This window comes from Bacillus sp. 37MA, from assembly GCF_000372765.1.
In the GTDB taxonomy this organism is placed as follows: domain Bacteria; phylum Bacillota; class Bacilli; order Bacillales; family Domibacillaceae; genus Domibacillus; species Domibacillus aminovorans.
In genome coordinates, this window is sequence record NZ_KB889752.1 from 360,069 (window position 1) to 385,149 (window position 25,081).

25 protein-coding genes and 2 riboswitches are annotated in these 25,081 nt (G+C 40.5%); of the genes, 22 read left to right on the forward strand and 3 right to left on the reverse strand.

Annotated elements, in window-relative coordinates; translation table 11 throughout:
- The first annotated feature begins 27 nt into the window (after window positions 1-27).
- The 14 genes from solA (at window position 28) to A3M5_RS26345 (ending at window position 13,305) form a co-directional block, all read left to right on the forward strand.
- A complete protein-coding gene (solA, locus tag A3M5_RS0101910; RefSeq protein ID WP_018392057.1) occupies window positions 28-1,191 on the forward strand; it encodes an N-methyl-L-tryptophan oxidase in 1,164 nt (387 codons plus the stop codon).
- 18 nt (window positions 1,192-1,209) lie between these two features.
- Entirely contained in the window at window positions 1,210-1,611 is a 402-nt protein-coding gene (locus A3M5_RS0101915; RefSeq protein WP_018392058.1) for a cupin domain-containing protein, read from the forward strand.
- A gap of 170 nt (window positions 1,612-1,781) precedes the next feature.
- Window positions 1,782-1,882, forward strand: a riboswitch (glycine riboswitch).
- 3 nt (window positions 1,883-1,885) lie between these two features.
- Window positions 1,886-1,969, forward strand: a riboswitch (glycine riboswitch).
- 113 nt (window positions 1,970-2,082) lie between these two features.
- Complete coding sequence (glyA, locus tag A3M5_RS0101925) at window positions 2,083-3,333, forward strand: serine hydroxymethyltransferase (protein ID WP_018392060.1); 1,251 nt, start codon at window positions 2,083-2,085, stop codon at window positions 3,331-3,333.
- A 15-nt stretch (window positions 3,334-3,348) separates the two neighbouring features.
- Window positions 3,349-3,867, forward strand: coding sequence for a serine dehydratase beta chain (locus A3M5_RS22035; RefSeq protein WP_018392061.1), 519 nt, complete (start codon window positions 3,349-3,351; stop codon window positions 3,865-3,867).
- On the forward strand, window positions 3,867-4,748 hold the full coding sequence (gene sdaAA, locus A3M5_RS0101935) for an L-serine ammonia-lyase, iron-sulfur-dependent, subunit alpha (protein ID WP_018392062.1): 882 nt from the start codon (window positions 3,867-3,869) through the stop codon (window positions 4,746-4,748). Before A3M5_RS22035 ends, sdaAA begins: the two co-directional genes overlap by 1 nt.
- Before the next feature lie 14 nt (window positions 4,749-4,762).
- On the forward strand, window positions 4,763-5,875 hold the full coding sequence (gene gcvT / locus A3M5_RS0101940) for a glycine cleavage system aminomethyltransferase GcvT (protein ID WP_026221549.1): 1,113 nt from the start codon (window positions 4,763-4,765) through the stop codon (window positions 5,873-5,875).
- Window positions 5,876-5,924: 49 nt separating this feature from the next.
- Entirely contained in the window at window positions 5,925-6,320 is a 396-nt protein-coding gene (gene gcvH / locus A3M5_RS0101945; RefSeq protein WP_018392064.1) for a glycine cleavage system protein GcvH, read from the forward strand.
- A 1-nt stretch (window position 6,321) separates the two neighbouring features.
- A complete protein-coding gene (gcvPA, locus tag A3M5_RS0101950; RefSeq protein WP_018392065.1) occupies window positions 6,322-7,674 on the forward strand; it encodes an aminomethyl-transferring glycine dehydrogenase subunit GcvPA in 1,353 nt (450 codons plus the stop codon).
- Window positions 7,667-9,157 (forward strand): aminomethyl-transferring glycine dehydrogenase subunit GcvPB, encoded by a 1,491-nt coding sequence (gene gcvPB, locus A3M5_RS0101955; protein WP_018392066.1) that lies wholly within the window; start codon window positions 7,667-7,669, stop codon window positions 9,155-9,157. The genes gcvPA and gcvPB overlap by 8 nt, the downstream gene beginning before the upstream one ends.
- Before the next feature lie 159 nt (window positions 9,158-9,316).
- Window positions 9,317-10,195 (forward strand): lipoyl synthase, encoded by an 879-nt coding sequence (lipA, locus tag A3M5_RS0101960; protein ID WP_018392067.1) that lies wholly within the window; start codon window positions 9,317-9,319, stop codon window positions 10,193-10,195.
- Window positions 10,196-10,234: 39 nt separating this feature from the next.
- Complete coding sequence (locus A3M5_RS0101965) at window positions 10,235-10,540, forward strand: HesB/IscA family protein (protein WP_018392068.1); 306 nt, start codon at window positions 10,235-10,237, stop codon at window positions 10,538-10,540.
- Between the two features lie 246 nt (window positions 10,541-10,786).
- On the forward strand, window positions 10,787-12,463 hold the full coding sequence (locus A3M5_RS0101970; protein WP_018392069.1) for a ribonuclease J: 1,677 nt from the start codon (window positions 10,787-10,789) through the stop codon (window positions 12,461-12,463).
- A gap of 105 nt (window positions 12,464-12,568) precedes the next feature.
- Window positions 12,569-13,018 (forward strand): HEAT repeat domain-containing protein, encoded by a 450-nt coding sequence (locus tag A3M5_RS0101975; protein ID WP_018392070.1) that lies wholly within the window; start codon window positions 12,569-12,571, stop codon window positions 13,016-13,018.
- Window positions 13,019-13,179: 161 nt separating this feature from the next.
- A complete protein-coding gene (locus A3M5_RS26345) occupies window positions 13,180-13,305 on the forward strand; it encodes a hypothetical protein (RefSeq protein ID WP_018392071.1) in 126 nt (41 codons plus the stop codon).
- A gap of 59 nt (window positions 13,306-13,364) precedes the next feature.
- Here A3M5_RS26345 and A3M5_RS0101985 read toward each other — a convergent pair whose 3' ends face one another.
- Together A3M5_RS0101985 and A3M5_RS0101990 are read right to left on the reverse strand one after the other, a co-directional pair.
- Window positions 13,365-14,969 carry a catalase gene (locus A3M5_RS0101985; protein ID WP_018392072.1) on the reverse strand — a complete coding sequence of 535 codons (1,605 nt, stop codon included), beginning with the start codon at window positions 14,967-14,969 and terminating at the stop codon, window positions 13,365-13,367.
- A 131-nt stretch (window positions 14,970-15,100) separates the two neighbouring features.
- Window positions 15,101-16,360, reverse strand: coding sequence for an erythromycin esterase family protein (locus A3M5_RS0101990; protein WP_018392073.1), 1,260 nt, complete (start codon window positions 16,358-16,360; stop codon window positions 15,101-15,103).
- Between the two features lie 146 nt (window positions 16,361-16,506).
- Between A3M5_RS0101990 and A3M5_RS0101995 the strand changes: the two genes are divergently transcribed.
- The 3 genes from A3M5_RS0101995 (at window position 16,507) to A3M5_RS26350 (ending at window position 17,504) form a co-directional block, all read left to right on the forward strand.
- Window positions 16,507-16,767: a YjcQ family protein gene (locus A3M5_RS0101995; RefSeq protein ID WP_018392074.1), complete on the forward strand. Its 261-nt coding sequence runs from the start codon at window positions 16,507-16,509 to the stop codon at window positions 16,765-16,767.
- A gap of 104 nt (window positions 16,768-16,871) precedes the next feature.
- Window positions 16,872-17,318 (forward strand): hypothetical protein, encoded by a 447-nt coding sequence (locus A3M5_RS0102000; RefSeq protein ID WP_018392075.1) that lies wholly within the window; start codon window positions 16,872-16,874, stop codon window positions 17,316-17,318.
- Between the two features lie 57 nt (window positions 17,319-17,375).
- A complete protein-coding gene (locus A3M5_RS26350; protein WP_018392076.1) occupies window positions 17,376-17,504 on the forward strand; it encodes a hypothetical protein in 129 nt (42 codons plus the stop codon).
- 86 nt (window positions 17,505-17,590) lie between these two features.
- Here A3M5_RS26350 and A3M5_RS0102010 read toward each other — a convergent pair whose 3' ends face one another.
- Window positions 17,591-18,337: a TraR/DksA C4-type zinc finger protein gene (locus A3M5_RS0102010; RefSeq protein ID WP_018392077.1), complete on the reverse strand. Its 747-nt coding sequence runs from the start codon at window positions 18,335-18,337 to the stop codon at window positions 17,591-17,593.
- A gap of 631 nt (window positions 18,338-18,968) precedes the next feature.
- On the opposite strand from A3M5_RS0102010, the gene A3M5_RS0102015 reads away from it, so the two are divergent.
- The 5 genes from A3M5_RS0102015 (at window position 18,969) to A3M5_RS0102040 (ending at window position 25,080) form a co-directional block, all read left to right on the forward strand.
- Window positions 18,969-19,958, forward strand: a complete 990-nt coding sequence (locus A3M5_RS0102015) for a BMP family ABC transporter substrate-binding protein (protein ID WP_018392078.1) — start codon at window positions 18,969-18,971, stop codon at window positions 19,956-19,958.
- An 11-nt stretch (window positions 19,959-19,969) separates the two neighbouring features.
- Window positions 19,970-21,778, forward strand: coding sequence for a sensor histidine kinase (locus A3M5_RS0102020; RefSeq protein ID WP_018392079.1), 1,809 nt, complete (start codon window positions 19,970-19,972; stop codon window positions 21,776-21,778).
- Between the two features lie 182 nt (window positions 21,779-21,960).
- On the forward strand, window positions 21,961-22,581 hold the full coding sequence (locus tag A3M5_RS23570; protein WP_018392081.1) for an HNH endonuclease: 621 nt from the start codon (window positions 21,961-21,963) through the stop codon (window positions 22,579-22,581).
- Between the two features lie 317 nt (window positions 22,582-22,898).
- The gene (locus A3M5_RS0102035; RefSeq protein ID WP_018392082.1) at window positions 22,899-23,999 is read left to right on the forward strand and encodes an amidohydrolase/deacetylase family metallohydrolase; all 1,101 of its coding nucleotides are present in this window, start codon (window positions 22,899-22,901) and stop codon (window positions 23,997-23,999) included.
- The gene (locus tag A3M5_RS0102040; protein WP_018392083.1) at window positions 23,977-25,080 is read left to right on the forward strand and encodes a DgaE family pyridoxal phosphate-dependent ammonia lyase; all 1,104 of its coding nucleotides are present in this window, start codon (window positions 23,977-23,979) and stop codon (window positions 25,078-25,080) included. The genes A3M5_RS0102035 and A3M5_RS0102040 overlap by 23 nt, the downstream gene beginning before the upstream one ends.
- Window position 25,081 lies beyond the last annotated feature (1 nt).

A 25,081-nucleotide genomic window follows, 5' to 3' on the forward strand; every position in this document is an offset into this window, starting at 1 on the left:
AGACGAACAAACTTTGGGGGGACTGTTATGAGTACACATTTTGATGTGATTGTGGTCGGCGCCGGTTCAATGGGGATGGCCGCAGGTTACTATTTAGCAAAACAAGGAGTTAAAACACTGTTGGTGGATTCATTTGACCCACCGCATACAAATGGCAGCCATCACGGTGACACACGCATTATCCGTCATGCTTACGGTGAAGGAAGAGAGTATGTGCCATTTGCTTTAAGATCCCAAGAGTTATGGTATGAACTGGAAAATGCAACACACCATAAAATCTTTACAAAAACAGGTGTGTTAGTATTCGGACCTAAAGGCGAATCGGACTTCGTGGCAGAAACGATGGAAGCTGCAAAGGAACATTCCTTGACTGTTGATTTACTTGAAGGTGATGAAATCAATAAGCGCTGGCCAGGTGTTGCTGTTCCTGAGAATTACAATGCGATCTTCGAGCCAAACTCAGGCGTATTGTTCAGCGAAAACTGTATTCGTGCTTACCGCGAGTTGGCTGAAGCGCACGGTGCCAAAGTTTTAACTTATACACCAGTTGAGGATTTCGAAATTTCACCGAACTTAGTAAAAATCCAAACAGCAAAAGGCTCTTATACAGCTGATAAATTAATCGTCAGCATGGGAGCTTGGAACAGCAAACTTCTTTCTAAGCTAAACATTAACATTCCATTACAGCCATACCGTCAAGTTGTAGGTTTCTTTGAATCCGACGAATCAAAATACAGCAATGATATCGACTTCCCGGCTTTCATGGTTGAAGTGCCAAAAGGCATCTATTATGGATTCCCGAGCTTCGGCGGCTGCGGATTAAAACTAGGCTATCATACTTATGGCCAGCAAATTGACCCAGATACCATTAACCGTGAGTTTGGCGTTTATCCAGAGGATGAAAACAACCTCCGCGAGTTCTTGGGCGAGTATATGCAAGGAGCAAATGGTGAGTTAAAAAGAGGCGCAGTCTGCATGTACACAAAAACACCGGATGAGCACTTCGTTATCGATGTACATCCAGAGCACTCTAATGTAGTGATTGCTGCTGGCTTCTCTGGCCATGGGTTTAAATTCTCAAGCGTAGTTGGTGAAACATTAAGCCAATTATCTACAACAGGTAAAACGGAACATGATATTTCGATCTTTTCCATAAATCGACCTGCTTTAAAGCAGAAAACAACTATCTAATAGAAGGTGGATAATAAAATGAGTCAAAAAACCGAATCAAAACTATTGTGTGAAAAGCCAGGAATTCAGTTGCTTAAAGCAGGAACATACAATTTAAATGAGTTAAGTGAGCTGCGGGGAACACCGGAACTAAAGGGACAAATTCTGGATGTGCCTCTCACAGACAAAAAAGAAGTATTAACATTGGGTTATTTTGCCTTGCAACCTTCAGTAGATTATTCAGCAGAATTTGATTTTATCGAAATTAAAGTAGTGACAAAAGGAAAAATGGTTGTGCGTGATGTCCAAGGAAATAAATACGTAGGTGAAGTGGGGGACGTTTTAATCTTCTCTCCTAAGACAACCGTTATTTTTGATGGAGAAAGTGATGGGGAAGCTGTTTATTTTAAAAATGTAGAGGCCAATCCATCTTATTTATAACAACTCGATCTCGCTCAGGGAATAATGAGTGGGATAGGCAATTATACATTCTGTAATAGGTACATTGAAACTAAAGGAACAAATTTCATAAATCGAGTAGTCGCAAGTAATTTATTTAACAAAGATCCTTCTGTTTTATTTGGACATAATGACAATTCAATATGGCGCGGATGATTGTTGTGGGAGAGCGTAGAAGTAATGCCACCGAAGGAGCAAGTTCCAAAAAGACCCTTGGAACTAATCTCTCAGGTAGATGAACTGCAACAGGACGCACCTCTGGAGAGAGCGTTTATAATACGCCACCAAAGGGGAAAACTTCACTGTAAATGAAGTCAAACTCTCAGGTAAAAGGACAGAGACGGGGAGGAATTACTACCCTTTTCTGTCCTTTTTTACATACGGAAAAGGAATAGTGTATGAATGTTTACTGCAACAATTTAGAGAAAAATGAAACTATAAGGAGGAATAAGAGTGAGTTTACAAAAAAATGATTCAACAATATTTGAAGCGATTGAGCAGGAAAAAAATCGTCAGCATCAAACACTCGAGTTGATCGCATCAGAAAACTTTGTCAGCGAAGATGTATTAGAAGCAATGGGAAGCGTGATGACGAACAAATATGCAGAAGGTCTTCCAGGGAAGCGTTATTACGGTGGATGTGAATTTGTTGATGTTGCAGAACAAGCAGCAATTGAACGCTTGACTGAGCTGTTTCATGCAAAGTATGCAAATGTTCAGCCTCATTCTGGTGCCCAAGCAAACCTCGCTGTTTTTTATGCGCTGCTTCAGCCTGGTGATAAAGTGATGGGAATGAACCTTTCACATGGTGGACATTTAACTCATGGAAGTCCTGTCAGCATTTCTGGGAGATGGTTTGATATTGTCTCCTATGGAGTGAGGGAGGATACTCAATTGATTGACTATGATGAGCTTGAAGCCATCGCTAAAAAAGAAAAACCAAAACTAATTATTGCCGGTACAAGCGCTTATCCAAGAACCATTGATTTTGCACGTTTTAAAGAAATTGCCGACAAAGTTGGGGCAAAATTGATGGTGGATATGGCCCATATTGCAGGCCTTGTAGCAGCGGGGCTTCATCCATCACCAGTACCATATGCAGATGTTGTGACGAGCACTACACATAAAACATTGAGAGGACCGCGCGGCGGAATCATCTTAACAAATGATGAAGAAATGATAAAAGCGATCAATAAAGCGGTATTTCCAGGCATTCAAGGCGGACCGTTGATGCACATTATTGCAGCTAAAGCCGTTGCCTTCAAAGAAGCATTGCAGCCAAGCTTTAAAGAATACGCCAGACAAGTCATTGAAAATGCTGCAGCACTTGGTGAAGCATTAAAGAAAGAAGGAGCTGTCCTTGTTTCCGGCGGAACAGATAATCATATTGTGTTACTGGATGTACGCCCATGGAACTTAACGGGAAAAGTAGCGGAGAAGCTGCTTGAAGAAGCAGGAATTACTGTCAATAAAAATACGATTCCATATGATCTGGAGAGCCCGTTTGTGACAAGCGGAGTCCGTATGGGCACAGCGGCATTAACAACACGCGGAATGAAAAAGGAAGAGATGGTGCAAATTGCGGGAGTCATCGCGGCTGTTTTGAAGAGCAAAGGGGATCCAGCTGTTCTAGAAAAGGCAAAAGAAACAACAAAATCTATTTGTGAGATGTATCCCTTATTTCAACAGCCGATTAATGTGTAAGAAAGGAGAAACATCATGGAATTTCAAAGTTGCTTTGACATTATCGGACCAATCATGGTAGGACCATCTAGTTCTCATACAGCTGGTGTTGTATCTATTGGCAGGTTTATACATGAACTCTTAGGCGGTTGTCCGAAAGAGGCGAACATTATATTCTATGATTCTTTCGCACAAACCTACCAAGGGCATGGGACAGATAAGGCTTTGCTTGGCGGGCTGCTCGGGATGGATACAGATGATCCGAGAATTAAATACGCGCTTGAGCTGGCATACGGACAAGGGCTTGACTATACCTTAAATCTCGAAGAAAATTGTGCATATTTTGAGCATCCAAATACAACAATTGTGACAGCAAGGCGGGGAGAAAATGTTGTGAAAGTTGGTGGAGCATCTCTTGGGGGAGGCTTATCAAAAGTATTTATGATTGATGGCAAGACGGTAGATATACGTTTAAGTACAAGCGAAGACCTTTCTGTGATAGCCAAAAAATATCCACAATATAGGATGAGAAAAGTTCTTATGGGAGATGTATGATGGAAATCCAGTCAATGAAAGAACTCATTGAAGCTTGTGAGAGTGAACAAAAAACAATTGGTGAAATCATGCTGATGATGGAAGCGGAAAAGTCAGGGAGAGATAAAGAGACAATTATCAGCTTGATGGAAGAACGATTAATCAAAATGAAGGAAGCAGTTGATAACGGTAAAAAAGACACTTCTGCTGCACCGAGCGGTATTTCCGGTGGTGATGCCGTGAAAATGAGTGATTATGAACGTTCAGGGAAATCACTTACAGGCGATTATATTAGTAACGCGATGACTTTCTCGCTGGCAACGTCTGAAAGTAATGCACGGATGGGGGTCATTGTAGCCACTCCGACTGCCGGCGCTGCAGGAATTTTGCCGGGCGTATTGTTTTCGCTTCACAAAAATGACGGCACTTCCTATAAAGATTTAGTTATGGGATTGTTTACGGCAAGTATGCTTGGATATGTGATTGCAAATCGTTCGTTTATTTCAGGGGCTGCAGGAGGGTGCCAGGCAGAGGTCGGTTCTGCTACAGCCATGGCTGCAGGAACGATCGTTGAATTAAAAGGCGGAACACCAAAACAAGTAGTGCATGCAACCGCTATTGCGATGAAATCACTTTTAGGTTTAGTTTGTGATCCCGTTGCGGGACTTGTTGAAGTACCTTGCATTAAGCGAAATGTCATTGGTACATCGATTGCCTTTGCAGCTGCGGATTTAGCTCTTGCGGGTGTCGAAAGCCGCATTCCGTGCGATGAAGTCATTGAGGCGATGTACAAGATTGGAAAGGAAATGCCGAGAACACTTAGAGAAACAGCACTTGGCGGCCTTGCTATGACCGAAACGGGTAAAAGGGTAAAAGAAGAGTTATTTTGCAGGAAAACTTAATCGGGGGTGTAGCAGTGAGTACAAAAACAGTGTTAAAGCGAACAGCGCTTTTTGAAGTGTATAAAAAGTACGGAGCAAAGGTCATTGATTTTGGTGGTTGGGAACTTCCAGTACAATTTTCAAGCATTTTAGAAGAACATGAGGCCGTTCGAAAGGAAGCTGGGCTTTTTGATGTTTCTCATATGGGGGAAGTGCTCGTAGAAGGAAAAGATGCAGAGAATTACCTTAACTACTTGGTAACGAATGATGTAACAAAGATTCAGATCAACCAAGCACAGTATACAGCTATGTGTTATCCAGACGGTGGAACGATCGATGATTTGTTAGTTTATAAGCTAGAAAATGAAAAATATTTACTCGTCATTAATGCATCAAACATCGAAAAAGATTTTGAGTGGATGAAGCAGCATGCAGAAGGAGACGTGAAGCTCGAAAATAGATCAAGTGACATTGCCTTGCTTGCCATTCAAGGTCCAAAAGCAGAAGGCATCTTACAAAAACTCACAGAGACTAATTTATCTGAAATTGGTGTTTTCCACTTTGCTCAACATGTCAATGTAGACGGTATTACAGAAGTTCTCGTATCCCGTACAGGCTACACGGGGGAGGACGGTTTTGAACTTTATTTAGCAGCGGATAAGGTGGAGGCACTTTGGGAGAAACTTCTAAATACAGGAAAGGAAGATGGCTTAAAACCGTGTGGACTTGGTGCGCGTGATACGCTTCGTTTTGAAGCACGCCTTGTACTATATGGCCAGGAGCTCACAAATAAAATCAGCCCGCTTGAAGCAGGAATCAGTTTTGCAGTCAAAACGAACAAAGAAAGTGATTTCATCGGCAAGGCAGCCCTGATAGCTCAAAAAGAAGAAGGGTTAAAACGAAAGTTAGTAGGGATTGAAGTAACAGGAAGAGGCATCCCTCGTCACGGATACAAAGTGTTTTCCGGAGCAAAGGAAATTGGTTCTATTACATCCGGAACACGCTCACCGTCAATACAGAAAAATTTAGGTCTGGCATTAGTATCGATAGAACATACGGAGTTGGGAACACAGCTGCAAGTTGAAATCCGGAACAAAAGAATTGATGCTGTCGTTGTAAAAGCACCGTTTTATAAAAAAGGCTCATAAAAATTTTAAAAACTGCAGAAATATTAATGCGGGAAAGGGAGAGAAAACAATGGTAAAAGCGACTTCAAGCTTGTTATATAGTAAGGATCATGAGTGGGTACTACAATTGGGCGAAAATCGGGTGCGTATCGGCATTTCCGATTTTGCCCAAAAGCAATTAGGTGATATCGTCTTTGTGGAGAATGCGGAAATGGATGATGAAGTAACAGCGAATGAAACAATGGGTACCATCGAGTCAGTGAAAACCGCTTCTGAACTTTATTCACCTGTATCAGGTAAAGTTGTCGGTGTAAATGAGGAGTTGGGAGATACACCTGAGACAATTAACGAACAGCCGTATGAAGCAGGCTGGTTAGTAGAAGTGGAAATGTCCAATCCAGAAGAATTAGAATCGCTTTTAAGTGAAGAGGATTACAAGGAATTTATTAGTAAAGGAGATGCCTAAGATGACAGAGACATACAGATATCTCCCAGATACAAAACAAGATCAAGAGGAAATGTTAGCCTTTTTAGATATTTCTTCAGTAGATGAGCTGTTTGAAGATATCCCTCCTGAGATTCGTCTGAAGGGAGAGTTAAATATTCCAGACGCCATTCCTGAACCGCAATTGATGAAAAAGATGCATAAGCTTGCATCGCAAAATAAAAATGCTAACGAATACCCAATTTTTCTTGGTGCTGGCACGTATGATCATTACATTCCAAGTGTAGTGAACCATATGATTTCCCGCTCTGAGTTTTATACAGCTTATACTCCGTACCAGCCGGAAATCAGCCAAGGAGAATTACAAGCTATTTTTGAATTTCAAACGATGGTTTGTGAGCTAACGGGAATGGATGTTGCCAACTCTTCTATGTACGATGGCTTTACTTCTCTTGCAGAAGCTGCATCACTTGCCGTTGCGTCTACGCGGCGTTCGAAAGTACTTGTTTCTAAAGCTGTTCATCCTGAGTCACGGGCGATCTTAAACACAGTTGCGGAAGGTCCGGGCTACACAGTCGAAGAGATAAATTTAGCAGGTGACTGTACAGATTTGGAAAGCTTGCAGGCACAAATTGATAAAGACACTGCTGCTGTGATTGTTCAATACCCAAACTTCTTCGGATCGATCGAAGACCTAGCAGAAATTAAAAATATCGCAGATACAACAGGGGCCCTTTTCATTGTTAGTGCCAATCCATTGTCACTGGCACAATTACAGGCACCAGGTAAGCTAGGGGCAGATATCGTTGTCGGGGATATGCAGCCATTAGGGATACCGATGTCCTTTGGCGGTCCGCACTGTGGATATTTTGCGGTTACTAAAAAATTTATGCGCAAAGTGCCGGGGCGTATTGTAGGACAAACGGCAGATGAGCAAGGCAAACGTGGATTTGTCTTAACACTGCAAGCGCGTGAGCAGCATATTCGTCGTGATAAAGCATCCTCTAATATTTGTTCTAATCAGGCATTGAATGCTCTTGCTTCTTCCATCTGCATGACAGCACTTGGAAAGCAGGGAATCCGCGATATGGCACAGCTGAATATAGAGAAAGCGGATTATATGGCAAAACGTCTGCAGGAAAAAGGATTTGTTGTTACGAATGAAGCACCTTTTTTTAATGAATTCGTTGTAGACCTTCCTCGTCCAGTTAAGGAAGTTAATACAAAGCTTCTTGAGCAAGGAATCATCGGCGGATTTGATTTAGGAAATGATTACGGCTTTGACCATCAAATGCTCATTGCAGTAACAGAACAGCGTACGAAAGAAGAAATTGACCAATTTATAAATGTATTGGAGGCGAGCATAAATGGTTGAATATAATGATTTGATCTTTGAAATTAGTCGTTCAGGGCGTGTCGGTTCCAGTCTTCCGGAAAGCGACGTAAACAAAGTTGATCTGCAAGATAAATTTCCTAAACATTTAATTCGTGATATTCCGGCTGAACTTCCGGAAGTATCGGAGCTTCAGCTAGTACGCCATTATACTGCACTCTCCAATAAAAATCACGGGATCGATAATGGTTTTTATCCGCTTGGTTCTTGCACGATGAAGTATAATCCAAAAATTAACGAGGATGTAGCGCGTTTAGAAGGCTTTAGCCGCATTCATCCTTACCAGCCAGCTGAAACGGCACAGGGAGCACTTCAGCTTTTATATGAATTGCAAGAGGAATTAGCTGTCATTACAGGCATGGATGCTGTGACACTGCAGCCTTCTGCAGGCGCTCAAGGCGAATGGACAGGGCTCATGATGGTGAAGGCGTATCTTAAAGAAAAAGGAGAAACGAGAACGAAGGTACTTGTTCCAGACTCTGCTCACGGTACGAATCCCGCAAGCGCGACAGTTGCTGGTTTTCAAACAGTGACCATTCCATCAAATGAAAATGGTTTAGTAGATGTAGAAGAATTAAAGAAGCACGTGGACCACGACACAGCGGCACTCATGCTCACAAATCCTAATACACTCGGTCTATTTGAAAAAGAAATTGTGGAAATCGCCAAAGTTGTTCATGAAGCAGGAGGCTTATTGTATTATGATGGGGCAAATGCCAATGCTATTTTAGGCAAAACAACGCCAGGTAAAATGGGCTTTGATATCGTCCATTTAAATCTTCATAAAACATTTACAACCCCTCATGGCGGCGGCGGACCAGGAGCAGGACCAGTCGGCGTGAAAGAGAAACTCATTCCGTACTTGCCAGTACCGCGTGTTGAAAAAGACGGCGAGAAGTATGAATTGAACTCTGATCATCCACTCTCTATCGGCCGTGTCAAAGGGTATTATGGAAACTTCGGTATCCTCGTGCGTGCGTACACGTATATTCGTACAATGGGGCCTGTTGGATTGCGTCAAGTATCTGAAAGTGCTGTGCTTCATGCGAATTACCTTCGCAAAAAGCTAGAGCCGTACTTTGAGGCACCATATTCACAAGTTTGTAAGCATGAATTTGTTTTATCAGGGTCGAAACAGAAAAAGTTAGGTGTAAGAACACTTGATATGGCAAAACGTCTGCTCGATTTCGGCTACCATCCGCCGACTATCTATTTCCCGCTAAATGTAGAGGAATGCTTGATGATTGAGCCGACAGAAACAGAGTCAAAAGAAACAATGGATGCCTTTGCTGATGTGATGATTCAAATCGCCAAAGAAGTAGAAAACAATCCAGACGTTGTATTAGAGTCGCCGCATACAACGGTCATTGGCCGATTGGATGAAGTACAAGCAGCTAGACAGCCAATATTGCGTTATACAAAAGAGGAAGCGGTGGAGATAGATAAAGAAATCGTAAAATCATAAATTAATTTCAGGATTGAAAATGAACCGCCGGGAATGAAAGTAAAGTGAGCATGTACTTTTTCACTATTTCATTCTTGGCGGTTTTCAATAAATGAACATCAATACTGGATATATATCAAGATTGTGACTGGTTTCAGTCCATTTATAGGAGTGAATGATATGACTATTGAGTATGTGCGTAAACCAGAATGGCTCAAAATTAAATTAAATACGAATGAACAGTATACAGGCTTAAAAAAAATGATGCGCGAAAAAAAACTTCATACGGTCTGTGAAGAAGCGAAATGCCCTAACATTCATGAATGCTGGGCTGTGCGCAAAACGGCAACCTTTATGATTTTAGGAAGTGTATGCACACGTGCCTGCCGATTCTGTGCTGTTCAAACCGGGCTCCCAACAGAGCTTGATTGGGAAGAGCCAGTACGTGTGGCAGAATCAGTGGAGCAAATGGGCTTAAAGCATGTAGTTATTACGGCTGTTGCCCGTGATGATCTAAAAGACGGCGGAGCGGGGGTATTCGCGGAGACGGTACGAGCAGTGCGGCGTCTCAATCCATTTTGCAGCATTGAAGTTCTTCCATCCGATATGAATGGGGAATGTGACAACTTAAAAACATTAATGGATGCAAGACCAGACATTTTAAACCATAACATTGAAACAGTGAGACGTTTAACACCGAGAGTTCGTGCACGAGCAACATATGAACGTTCCCTTGGGTTTTTAAAACGAGCGAAAGAATTAAATCCTAACATTCCAACGAAATCAAGTATTATGATTGGTCTTGGAGAAACAAAAGAAGAGATTATAGAAACGATGGTGGATCTCCGCGCCAATGATGTGGATATCATGACAATCGGTCAATATTTACAGCCAACGAAACACCATTTAAAAGTACAAAAATATTGGAGTCCACAGGAGTTTAACGAATTAAAGGAAATAGCCTTGTCCAAAGGGTTTAGCCACTGTGAATCAGGTCCACTTGTTCGCTCTTCCTACCATGCTGATGAACAGGTCCGTGCAGCAAAATCAAATGTATGATCATGAATAATAGGATATTGACGGGAAGGAGAGCGTTCAATGGATATCATACTGACAGAAGCGGCATTGGACAAGCTAAAAGCAATGGTCTTCAAGGAGGAACAGTCACCCCGTATTGACGCCGATGTAGCTGGCGGATGCGGGCTGTCTGTTAAATTTACGCTTGTTTTTGATGAACCACGACGAAACGATACGGTTATTGAATATGATGGAATTCACATTCGAATGGACCGTTTTACAAAACGTTATGTAGATATAGAAACGCAAATTGATTATACGGATGAACACGGCTTTCTTGTGGGAGAAAGTTTTGCCTCAAGTGCTTGTACAATTGAAATTGATTAATTGTTGCAATTAACGCAAAGCTTTTAAGAGCATAGACTAATCAAAATTGTCAGTGAAATGTGCTGACAATCTTTTTTCCCCTTTAAACTATACAATTACATAAAATTGGAATAAAATAGAAATTGTACTGCCCTGATTTGCGTTACGCTTCAGCCGGCATAGTAACGGATGAAAACTTTAAGGTCAAGCATAAAAGGACGTTAAAAGGGCACACTTTGCATAATGATGTAAAGTGGGAGGAATCGAATGTTGAACGCAGAAGAAAATACATTATCGATCGTTGCTTTAGGTGGAGTTAATGAAATTGGAAAAAATATGTATGCGGTACAATATGCAGACGATATTGTGGTCATCGACTGTGGATCCAAATTTCCAGATGAAAGTTTATTAGGCATTGATTTGATTATCCCGGATATTGCCTACTTACAGGAAAACAAGGAGAAGATTCGAGCTTTAGTTGTGACGCATGGACATGAAGATCATATTGGGGCTATCCCATACATATTAAAACAATTAGATATGCCGATATATGCAACACGATTAACGTTAGGTTTAATCGAAGTGAAGCTCAAAGAACATAGGCTTCTTCGGGAAACGCAGCTTATCACGATTGACTCTGATTCGAGTATTGAGTTAGGAACGATTCGTTTAACTTTTTTTAAAACAAACCATAGTATTCCCGATTGTCTAGGCGTTGCTTTTCATACACCTGAAGGGACAGTCGTCCATACGGGTGACTTCAAGTTCGATTTAACGCCGGTAAATGATCAATATCCGGATATTCATAAAATGGCCAACCTCGGTAAAAATGGTGTGTTAGCTCTCTTATCAGAAAGTACGAATGCGGAACGTCCGGGGTTTACGCCGTCTGAAAGATTTGTAGGCGAGCACATTGAAGAAGCGTTCAACAAAGCGCAGGGGAAAGTGTTTATCTCTACTTTCGCATCAAATGTTCATCGCGTTCAGCAAGTCGTAGATGCCGCGCTAAAGACAAATCGAAAGCTTGCCTTGCTTGGCCGAAGTATGGTGAACGTCGTATCGGTTGCATTGGAACTTGGTTATTTAACGATCCCTGATGGCATGTTAATTGACGCAAATGAAGTGAATCAAATGGATCCCGAGAGGGTGGCGATTCTTTGTACGGGAAGCCAAGGGGAGCCGATGGCCGCTTTATCCCGTCTATCTAGTTCGAAATATCGGCAAGTAGAAATTATGCCGGGAGATACGGTTATATTATCTTCAAGCCCAATACCAGGGAATGAACGGAATGTGGCACGGATTATCGATAATTTATTTCTTCTCGGAGCGAAAGTGATTTATGGATCGGGAAGTGTAACGGGTCTGCACGTTTCCGGACATGCGAGTCAAGAAGAATTAAAATTAATGCTTACGTTAATGAAACCGAAATACTTTATTCCCATTCACGGTGAATATAGAATGCTGCATCAGCACCGCTTATTAGCCGAATCTGTTGGAGTCGAGCAAGAAAACATTTTTATTGTAAACAATGGGGATGTGGTCGATATTCACAACGAAGTGGCCCGTCAGACGCGGAAAATACCTTCAGGGAACATTTTTGTAGATGGATTGGGTATTGGGGATGTTGGAAACATTGTATTACGTGACCGAAAACAACTGTCTGAGGAAGGGATGCTCATCATCGTGATTCATCTTAGCAAAACGGAAGGCAAAATTGTTTCGGGTCCGGATACAATTTCCCGTGGGTTCGTCCATGCTCGCCATTCGGAAGAGCTTTTAAATGACGTGAATCAGCTCGTGACAACGACCGTTCACAACTTACAAGGCGGAAAAGTAAACCAATGGAAAGTCATCAAAAAAAGCGTAAAAGAATCGGTCGGGAAATTTTTATATACGGAAACAAAAAGACGGCCCATGATTGTTCCAATTATCATTGAAGTGTAAAACGTTGAAAAAGAGTACGTGTTTCAACAGATCATGGTACAATACGGATTGGAATGAAGTTTTATTTTATTGAAAAGATGTTGAAATAGAAGGGGATTAAATCGTTTGAATAATAAAGAAGCAAAAAGTGAGTTACCTCCACATTTTAAAGAATTAAAAAAATCAGCCAATCGAACGTCTAATTGGAGAGAACGTTTAGACACTGTTGAAGAGTTAGGACAGTGGAAAAACGAACAAACCATTAAGTTGCTAACGCGTATGATGATGACCGATACCGTGTATAAAGTGCAAGAGGCTGCTTTCCGTCAGCTTAAAAAGTTGGGCGAAGATGTTCAATTACCGCCCAAGAAAAAAAGTGACGCGATTAAAGACGTCATGAAAATCTTGGTACGAATTAAGAAAAGTTTGCCGGAAGATCATACCTTTAAAGAATTTGAAGAGAAGTTTAAAAAAATGAGACTCGATGTGTACGATACGTACGAAGGGGAAATGGGAGCCGACTTTAAAAAGTGGCTTGAAAACACATGGGCATCGCTCTCGCTGCCGAATAGATAACGTCTGTTCATTTTTGGGAAAATCATAAAAACTCCGATTGTGTGTATGTGCAATCGGAGTTTTTATGTGTGCTTGACATGGACAGTTACATGACAAAATGCATTGTTTTGCCTCTATGAATCGGCTATACTCTTTCTGAACTAAGCAATAGGAATAGAAGGATGGGAAAAGATGAAGAAACGGATGGCAAGTTTTATCGTTTTGTTGACGAAGAAATAGGTTTTCATTGGACACCAAAAGGTCACAATATGATGACGTACTCCATTCAACATTATTTAGCAAAATAACAAATAATAACCGGAGCGGAAATTCCGCTGCCGGTTATTTTGAATAGTATAATGTGACATCAATATGGTTCAGCGTTATGCCCTTTTTTCACTGCTTTTTCCGGTGCCTGATCGCCGTCTTTGTTGCCAAGTGGTTTTTGGCTAGATCCGTCTTTTGAGGCATTCGCCAAGCCTTCTCTTAAGCGGCGGCCATATTCTTCGTCTGCTTCTTCTGCCAGAGCGATCATTTTATCTTGAAGTCGTTGATCGCATTTAGAAAGGTCTCCGACAAGGTTTGAAATTAATTCATCTTTCTCCCAGTCTTCAAATTGACGGTATGTTTCGCCTGCTTGTTTGGTATTGCTTTGCCGGTCGATGGACTCACGCACTAGTTTGCCTTCAACGTGTGGTGTATGTTCTTTTCCGGCTTGTTTTGCTTCTTTTAGTCCGCCCAAAATCGATGGCTCATAGTTAATATGAGGGTTTTGACCAGGGGCACGGTCTACTTTATATTGCATTTGTCCGCCGCTTTGATTCGTCGCAACCCGTTTTTTCGGTGCATTAATCGGCAGCTGCAAATAATTCGCACCTACGCGATGACGCTGCGTGTCTGAATACGAAAACGTCCGACCTTGAAGCATTTTGTCGTCCGAAAAATCGAGACCATCAACGAGGACGCCTGTACCGAATGCGGATTGTTCCACTTCGGTAAAGTAATCTTCCGGGTTTTTATTTAAAGTCATTTTGCCGACCGGTAGCCACGGGAACTGATCTTCCGGCCACAGTTTCGTATCATCAAGTGGGTCAAAATCTAGTTCCGGATGCTCATCATCGCTCATGACTTGAACGAGCAGTTCCCATTCCGGATAATCGCCGCGCTCAATGGCATCATACAAATCTTGAGTCGCATGATTAAAATTGGTCGCTTGAATTTCGCTCGCTTCTTTTTGCGTCAAGTTTTTAATGCCTTGCTTCGGTTCCCAGTGATATTTAACAAGTACGGCTTCGCCTTCGCTGTTGACCCATTTATACGTATTCACGCCAGAGCCTTGCATCATGCGGTAGTTCGCCGGAATGCCCCATGGTGAATAAACAAACGTCACCATATGGAACGATTCAGGGGAACTTGCGCAAAAGTCGAAAAAACGTTCTCCATCTTGAAGATTCGTAATGGGATCCGGTTTAAAGGCATGGATCATGTCAGGGAATTTCATCGCATCACGGATAAAGAAAATCTTTAAGTTGTTTCCAACTAAATCCCAGTTTCCGTCTTCTGTATAAAATTTAACGGCAAATCCGCGCGGGTCACGAAGCGTTTCCGGTGAATGACCTCCGTGGATAACAGTTGAAAAACGAACGAAAACAGGTGTTTGCTTCCCTTTTCCTTGAAAGAGTTTTGCTCGTGTATATTTTGAAACCGGCTCGTCGCCTGCTGTTCCATACGCTTCGAAATAACCGTGCGCACCAGCACCGCGTGCGTGAACGACACGCTCCGGAACACGTTCTCGATCAAAATGGCTAATTTTTTCGATAAAATCATAGTTTTCTAACGCAGCAGGGCCACGATTACCGACCGTCCGGATATTTTGGTTATTCGTCACAGGATGTCCCTGTCTGTTCGTCAGCGTGTCTTCATTTTCCACATTCGTTTTCTCATTGTCACGATTGGATTGATCTTTTGTCATTCTTCACCCTCCTCAGAGCAGTATATATTGGTCGTTTTTTGGAACAAGGAATGCCCTTGTAGCCCCTTTATATTGTTCCCCCAATTTCAATAAAATATTCCATTGGATTTACTATTATCCAATTCCCTCGATTAAAAGGTGAGGGGAGATAAAGCTTTTGTTTCTTCGATATGAATAAAGGCGTTGTATCTTTCGGATAGCCGGGAAGGGACATAATTACCGAACCGCTCCATTAAAGGATGGTACACGACACCGATGGCACGATGCCCTAGTATATCCCGAAATACATTATGGTTTTCTTCCGTAAAGAGAAGGTATTTATTATAAGGCCCAGCTTGATGAACCAAGTCCTCCCAGCTTCCCTTCTCCGCTTTTGGAACCATCATGACTTCTGCAGGTTTTCCCCATTTTTGAGCGGCGATCACGGTACCATGGTGCGTACCGAATCCGATGGCATACACGTTTTCTTTTCCGTATTTTTCACGGGTAAGCTGGCCAACATTAACCGTTCCACCGTTTGCCATATCAGTAGCACGGGCATCTCCAATATGAGTGTTGTGTTCCCAGATGATCCCTTTCGCATCCTTGCCGTAATATTGTCCGATGTGGTCAAGAGCTTCAACCATATGCCGGTCCCGAATATTCCATGACTCGTTTTCGTTCGTGACCATGGCATGATAGTAAGCCTCTGCATTGCTTGCAACGAGAGCGTTCACCTGCATATTAAGGGAGGACTCGAGATCACCGTCATATGAATGTTTATGTTGATGAATCGTTTGAAGAAGGCTCATAATTTCTTGGATACAGCTTTCTCCATAAAAAGCAGCCGAAATTCCATACTCTTCCGCTTGCCGATGAAAAGGTTCAAAGCATTCAAACACCTGCTTCGCTTTTTCTACATCAGGAGATTTGGTCTTTTCCAAGTAATGAATGATGGCTTCCATCGACTCCCACAGGCTATACACATCCAATCCGTAAAATCCGACGAGTTTATCCGCGGTTTTTTGGTTTTCATTAAAAGCACGAAGCCAATCAACAAGATGTGCGACTTCCTCATTGGCCCACATCCAGGCAGGCCACCGGTTGAAGGAATGTAACACTGCCTCTGCATTCGTATACTCAGGGGTATGTCCTTTAATATAGCGATTAACTTCAAAGCAAGCCGGCCAATCTCCTTCCACCGCAACAAAAGAAAAACCATGTTCTTCAATCAGTTTTTTTGTGATTTCAGCACGTGTCGTGTAAAACTCGGATGTCCCGTGAGAAGCCTCTCCAAGCAAGACATACTGAGCGTGACTTGCGCCTTTTATTAACGGCTCTAAATCGGCCGCATTGATAAAACGAACAGCATGCTTTTGGATATGTTCTACATATTGATCCATCTTAATCATTTTCATCACCCCATTTTTTTCTTAGTATGAGCTGAATGGAAGGAAAGGAACCAAACTGATCATTTTTGCATATGGGGGACGAAAAAAGGGGAGAGTAGACTATTGCATTCAGTGAAAATTTCTTGAAATGATAAGGAGGTCAGGTGATGCAAGTAGAAAAATTAGCAGTCAACATTCTTGGAAACATTAAAATGGGGATGAAGCCAGACTGGAACGATTATGGAGTTGGATTAGAAAAGTTCGGGGAAGCTCTTCAGTATATCGATTCAAATAACTTAGCAACAGGCATTAATGTGAAAAGAACTGAAACAGGAAAAGAAATAATGGGTTACTTTACGGATGACGACTTCTCTCTCACGTTGCCGGGGATGGAATTTTTAGAGAAAAATACATCTAAGACAAACTAGAAATGAAAGATGAATGGTCAAAATGGAAATAATACTTGTAAAGTACTCTTCTTTTGGGTACTTTTTTCTTTGCTTTAAAAAACGTAGATAACGGAGAGGTGATTGTGCTGCGTGACCTAGTGAAGAAGAGAAAAAGTGAAGTTCGATATTGCCAACCATTAAGCAATGGCCAAGCACTTCATATTTACTTTTGGCGTGAAAAACAGAGTATTTCAAATCAAATCGTATATGTATGGAATGTCGGGATAATCATTACCGACACCCGAAAAAAGGCGAATTATTGGAAAAATCATAGTCCGAAAGGCAAAAAAGACATGTCAACCGGAGAATGCGGGCTCGAAGGTCTGAAAAAAGCGATCGACATCATTCTTCAGTTCAGATATCGCTTAAAACGAAATGAATATTTGTTTGTCGTTTTTGATGACGAGAAACGAAAAAGTGCCTACCGCTGGTTAGAACGGTATGGGTTTATGGAGTTTCACAAAAATGATCAATTCCAGGCGTATGGCACCTTTAATCCAATTTACTGGGATTGGTTTGAGACAGAGTAGCAACGCCATATGTGGAAATAATAAAAACAGGAAAGGATGAAAGGAGGGATAAGCGGAATGAAGCAACCGAGCAGAGGATTACACGTTCAAATTGCGAAATGTTTGCAGCAGCGAAAGATGGATGTAAGAAGGGCCGAACGTCTGGCAGGAAAAAACATATCTGATATCGCAAATTCCGGAAAATAAAAATAACTTTGGTTATGACAAGCGTGTACAAAAGAAAAGGGACAGCTGGATTTCATTATCCTAGGGACTCCAGCTGCCTGATTCCATCATTTCTTCTTCGTATAAGGATCTTGCTCCGATGCCGGTAAGTCACCAAATTCAGTCATTATGCCTTCTTCATCTAATCCATCTTCATAATGTTCATGTTGTTTATTCGGATAGACCGTAATATTTTTTCCGGTAATGTCCACCCCGACAAAGTTTTCGTAATCTTCCACGTACCCAACGTTTTCCTCCGCTTCGACGTACATGTCGTCGTAATTTTCCGGTGGATTAGCAAAATCAGATGGTGACTCGGACGTTCCATATTGTGCAACATCTTGCCACGAATCTTCCGCATCATAGGCGACATTTTCATCTTTTGTATCTATATCAAACTTTCCAAACGAAGTTAATACGTTTTCTTCAATAGGTCGATCGCGGGAAATTTTCTGGTCCGGAGAATGATCAATGCAGTACAGGGCTGTTGGCAAGGCTTCTAAACGCTCAACGGGTATTTCTTCTTTGCACGTTTCACATATGCCGTACGTTCCGTCCTTCATCGCTTCTAATGCTTTATCGATACTTTGCAGTTCCAGCTCAGCGTGTTCATTGAGCGCTACATCTTTCCCTCTTTCAAATAACTCTGAACCTACATCCGCCGGGTGGTTGTCGTATACGGATAATTCACTTATGGAATCAGATAGGCTTCTCTTTAAATCGAAATGATCATTATCCTCAAAATGAGAGGCTAATTCAGTCTTCCTGTTCATTAACTCTGTACGAAAATGGGCTAGCTGATCTTCTGTTAACATATTTTTCAGTCCTTTACCTTGCGTATTGATAAGGTCTTTTTCATTTCCTCCTTAGAAAAAATGAAAAAAGCTACAAGAATAGGCTACCCAATAAAAATGGTTTGAGTCATATGGAAGAAATTTCTGAATGAAAAGTACTGCGCTAGAACTGGTGAAGCAATAGATGAATCGTTGTAAAGCCTGCATCTGTTTATATAAAAAAGTCCTAGGCATACCGTCAGGGTCATGATTGATTGGTGAAAAATTATGTAATGTATATAAATCAGTCTAAAAAGGAAAAAGTGTCCATGAGTAATGAAAAGGAATCCTTGCCAGCAGTACAGTGACTACAGATAGTAAATAATTGATTAATTTGAACGAACAGTTTCTAGTCTCCTCTTTTTTTAATATATTATAGAGAGTATAATACTTATAATGAAGGATTTAGTACGTCAACAAGAGCAAATAGTTATTCATGATGCATATGTATGATTTTGTAAGATTTGAAACAAATTCTTCTGTTTATCTTTTTAGCAAATGATGCTAATAAATATCGATAATATTACTTGCTGGTTGATATTTGTGAAATCCTGGTCGATACGTATACTTTTTTAAGGTGTAGTAGAAATACTTTTTTGATAGGGGAGCTGTAATGCCGCAAAAGAATCAGAGTAAATTACTGTTATGGGTAACCGTAATCGTCATATTCACGTTTATCTCTATTATTTTGTTTAAAACAGAGACGATTTTAGACAATACTGAAACAAATAGTCAAATAGAAAAAACAAAGATGACGATTATAACTTCTGATGTCATTGAAGATCAAAGCTGGGGAAGTCTCGCTTATAAGGGCAAAATGAAAATAGAGGAGCAATTCCCGGTATCCGCTGAATTATTTAGTGAGATCAAAACAGAGGAACAGATGGAGGACACAATAACGAAAGCTGTTGCAGCAGACTCTAAGGTGATCATTGGCCACGGCCGCGAGTTTTCAAGCTTTTTTACAAAAATCGCAACTACTTATCCTGACGTTCATTTTGTCACGATTCATGGGACCTCAAAACACCCGAATCAAACCGTTTACACGTTTGATCAAAATAAGATTGAATACATGGCGGCTTTGGCAGCCGTTCTGAAAACAAAAAGCAATAAGATCGGTATACTAGATGCATATGAAGCGAGAAAGAGGCTCCCCGGGTTTGAACAAGGGATGAGGCAGTATAAACCGGAAGCCGTACTATACTATAGCGTTGTGAATAGCAGGGATGACGGAGAAAAAGCGGTGGAATTGATGAAAGAAATGATGAATCAAGGTGTCGATGTGATCTTTACCAAAGGGAATGGCTATAATCGAAATGTGATTGATTATGCAAAAGAGAAAAACATTTTTGTGATCGGTTATTTGGATGATCAATCCTATATGGGTGAAGAACACGTGTTAACGAGTGTCGTAAATGATGTTCCACAGGCGTATATTGCTGTGATGAAAGACTTCTTTAGTGAGGACGGGATCCCTCAAGGGAAAGTCGTATTGAATGAAAAAGATGGAGTATACAATCTGGCTCCATTTGGTCCGATGTATACAGAAGAGGAAAAACAATATATCCGTTCAGAGATCAATTTATTGAACAGTAGGAGATAAGGAAGAATGTGATGAATAAGAGCTTTTTGAAAATGCCGTTTCGCAATAAAATATTACTGGTCCTCCTCTTGAATACAATATTGTTAAGCGGCTTTTCACTCATCTTTGTTCATTCGATCGAAGATATCAATCAAGTGAGTAAAAAAGTGAAAGATAATAACATTCCAGGAGTCGTCTGGATTTCTTATTGGGAAGAAGAGTTAAGTATTAAACAATATATAGTTGAAAGCTATCTCTTACATAACACCAGTGATCGCTTTATTGAAATGTATACATCACAAGAAATGAAAAAATTTCAATTTGCAAAACAAAATCAGGTGGAAATACCAAAGTCAATGGAAAGCATTGAACGTGAAATGAATTTATTGGATTTTATCATTGTCAACAATGTACAGGGCCTTATAGTGTATGGAGATGAAGAGGCCGCTAAAAAATATATTAAAGATCAATATCTCCCAAAAATGGAAGAATTAAAGAAAGAATTGGAAGATTTAGAGGAAGAAACCTTTTTATCTTTAAATGATCATACGAATGATTTTTCAACGATCATTGAAGATTCATTAGTACTATTAATTTTAATGACGTGCGGGGCTGTCATTTTATCTATCTATGCATCGTATAAAATTAGCAGCAGCTTAACAAAACCGATTGAAAAAATGATTCACAACGTAAATGATATAGCGAATGGTCAATATGGTTTAACCATCAATGAAACGAATCAAATTGAATTGCAGCACTTAACGGATTCGATTAATCAGATGTCACTCCGATTAAAAGAGTCATTTAACAAGATTTTAGCTGATAAGATCTATCTAGATGAAATTTTAAATTCATTACCCGTGGGCATTATTACAAGCGATAATCAAACAACGTTCTATTCACTCAATACGTCAGCTAAAAATGTATTAGATATAGATGAAGAAAAGGTGAAAACGCTTATTAAGAACGGAGTATACGCCCAAAACACACCCTTTTGGGATATTCTGTTATCGAAGCGAATTTGTCAAAATATAAAGGTTCCGTTGAAAATCAATGGGGAACATTATCAATTGTTAGTTTCTCAATCACAGTTAATCAATCAACATAAAGAAGTAATCGGAAGAATCTTTTATTTCATCGATATAACGAAAACGGAAGAATTAGAAAATAGAATCCATCAATCAGAAAAGTTAGCTCTTGTAGGCGAATTAGCTGCAGGGGCAGCTCATGAAATTCGAAATCCACTATCGGTCATCAAAGGTTTTCTATCATTGATGAACGACGCGATCCCTGATGTGGATAAAGAACGATTCTATTTGCCGCTAGTCATGAAAGAAATTGACCGAATTAATATCATCGTTGAGGATATGCTTCTTCTTTCTAAGCCTGGAGCGCCTATTTTAAACGAAACCTATATAGAAGAGATTATTAATGACATTTTGCCTTTAATTACTCAATCTTCATTAAAAGAGGATCAGATTAAATTTATCATTGATGTAGAGCGAGTGCCTGTATTCGTTGATATGAATCAAATGAAACAAGTCTTCTACAATTTAATTCGTAATAGTAAAGAAGCGATAAATGAACAGGGGACTATATATATTTATTCAACTAAAGAAAACGGCTTTTATCAAATTTATATTAAAGATACGGGCACAGGAATCCCTCTTGATATGCAACAATCTTTATATAATCCGTTTTCAACATCTAAAGGAAACGGAACCGGCTTAGGTTTAACACTTGTGCAAAGAATTGTTCAAAACCATGAAGGGAAAATCGAATTGGTTTCCACCTCAAGCGAAGGAACTACTTTTTTAGTGAGCCTTCCGTTGCGAAGTTAAAAAAGATTCTACAAATTGAGGTCTTGATGATCGTTTAAACAAAAAGCATCCTAGCGGGTGCTTTTTTATTTGGAGAAGGCATAATGAATGGTCATATACCGAATGAAAATAGGAAAAGATAAAAAGAAAAGAATGAGCACAGCTAAAGTCCGTAAAAATAATCTAAAGGCAGGTTAGGTGAAATGAACTTAACAGAAAAGCAAAAGGCGTTTATTGATCATTATTACGCCACTTTAGATGAAAAAAATTCGATTGCAACAATTGAAGAAATGGTTGAAGTGTTCGTTGTTCTGTATTTGGAAGCGAATGATGATGACAAAAGAGAACGAGTGGCGTATTCCATTTTGGCGATCAATCCTACAATAAAGCTTATGGGTCTTGAAGAACTGCTGGACGTTAATGAGTTATACGAGCACGCTGCAACTAGGCAAAAGAAAGTGAAGAATGGCGCAATAGTGGCACAAGAAAAAAGGCATCGGCATCGGGGAGATTTTTCTTTGACGGATGCTGAATGGGAGAACGCCGTCCATCATTTTAACAATGAATGTGCCTATTGCGGAAAGAAAGAAAAATTAACGTTCGAACACGTTGTTCCATTTTCAAAAGGCGGCAGCTTTGGCAAGGGAAACATTATCCCCGCTTGTAGCACATGCAACTCCAGCAAAAATGATCTGGACTATGATCATTGGTACAGAAATCAGTCCTTTTACGACGAAATGAGAGATCAAAGGGTAATGACATATTTAGGACAGATGAATAACCCAGGCTCAAATGATGACGGGTTAAGAGAAGATTTCTTATAGAGGCAAGTGCCACGCCGAGGTCATTCACGAGATAACTTTATATTTACTTTATTAATTTTCTGTGTTATCTTAACGATATAACATTATAACGTTATATTAAGTTTATCGATTTTCTACGCTTCCTACATTTGTGAGAAAGCAATAAGGATTTAATGAATTGTAAGCGTGTTTAAATATATATAACTTCAGATTAATTTTTCAACATATGAACAGTCTATTCTTTAATTCTTGAAAGCTGTATTACTCATATTTTTTGAAATCTAGTTATGTCGATTTATCAAACTGAATTTATATAGTTACGGAAAAAGGTGAAATGAATGAAAGAGCGGTTCGTATTACGGAATGTAAAGCGCGTAAATGAAGAAGAAATCGATATCGTGGTTGAAGACGGTAAAATTGCCGAGGTGACAAAGGCTGGGAATGGACGTGGACAGCAGGTATTCGATTACTCTGGTGTGTACGTATCAAGTGGTTGGATTGATTTACATGTCCATGCATTTCCTGAATTTGATCCGTATGGCGATGAAATCGATGAAATAGGAGTAAAACAGGGTGTAACGACCATCGTGGATGCTGGAAGTTGCGGAGCCGATCAAATTGCCGATTTGGTTGCAAGTAGAGAACAAGCCAAAACAAACTTGTTTGCATTTCTGAACATTTCGCGAATTGGTTTAAAAAGAGTAGATGAATTATCCAATTTAGAATGGATAGATAAAAAGAAGGTCGTGCAGGCAGTAAATGAGTATAAAGATGTCATAGTTGGATTAAAGGCACGGATTAGTAAAAGTGTTGTTTGTGACAGTGGCATTGAACCTTTACGTATTGCGCGAACACTTTCTAGTGAAACATCACTGCCATTAATGGTGCACATCGGTTCCGGACCACCGAGTATTGAGGAGGTAATTCCACTTTTAGAAAAAAGAGATGTCATTACTCATTATCTTAACGGGAAACAAAATAATCTTTTTGATGCAGAAGGAAACCCCCTTCAAATGTTCATGGATGCTATTGAACGTGGTGTGCATTTGGATGTTGGTCATGGGACTGCAAGCTTTTCATTTAAGGTTGCAGAAGCAGCAAAGCGACATCGTATCGGTTTAAATACAATCAGCACAGACATATACCGCAAGAACCGATTAAACGGTCCGGTATATAGTATGACGAATGTTCTCTCGAAATTCCTTTACCTAGGGTACTCGCTTGAAGATGTGATCGCAGCGGTTACCTCTCATGCAGCAAGCTGGCTTGAAAAACCAGAACTTGGCCGAATAAAGGTTGGAGACGCAGCGAATTTAACATTATTTACAGTTCAAAATGAATCCATTGTACTCATCGATTCTGAAGGAGACAAGCGTGTTGCAGAAAGAAGAATAGAAACAAAAGGAGTGGTTGCAAATGGCGAGTTTATTAAATGCTAAATATGGACTTAAACGTGTAATTAATGTCAGTGGACGAATGAGTATCCTTGGTGTGTCAGCTCCGACGGATACGGTGATGGACGCAATGAAACAAGGCGGACAAAATTATGTGGAGATTGCAGATTTAGTCGATAAAGCAGGTGATTACGTAGCACGCATCCTCGGTTCAGAGGCAGCCGTTATCGTTAACTCGGCATCAAGTGGTATTGCACTCTCGGTTGCGGCGCTAGTGACACAAGGGAATCGACGCAAGAGTGAACGTCTGCATCAAGAAGACATTCCCAAAAACGAAGTAATCATGCTGAAAGGTCACAACGTACAATACGGGGCACCAGTTGAAACAATGATCTATTTGGGTGGTGGAAAGCTCGTTGAAGTTGGCTACGCCAATGAAGGTAAAGCAGAACATATCGAAGATGCCATTTCCGAAAATACGGCAGCCATTCTTTATGTGAAATCACACCATGCAGTCCAAAAAAATATGATCTCTGTTGAGGAAGCATGGGAAATTGCACAACGAAATGGTGTTCCACTCATTGTGGATGCTGCGGCAGAAGAAGATATTCAAAAGTATGTGAAATACTCAGACCTTGCTATCTATAGTGGTTCAAAGGCAATTGAAGGTCCAACTTCAGGAATCATTGGCGGTAAGCGAACCTATATTGAATGGGTAAAAGTACAGTTGCATTGTATTGGACGAAGTATGAAAGTCGGTAAAGAAACAACGTTTGGATTACTTCAAGCACTCGATGAGTACGGTGTAAAAGAAGATAAAAGTGAACAAGAAAAAGAAACTTTACAAGTGTTAATGTCATTGAAGGAAATGGAAGGTGTCAATGTGACGATTGTACAGGATGAAGCCGGTCGAGCGATATTCCGTGCACGTATTCATATTGATCCACAACTAACAAACACAACAGCAAAAGATGTCGTGACGGGACTGCGCGAAGGTGAAATCGCCATCTACACACGCGATTATGGTGTGAGACAAGGCTATTTCGATATTGATCCACGTCCGCTTCAAGGTGATGATATCCACGTTATTGAATCTAAAATACGCGAATTAGTAGGAGGAAAATAAT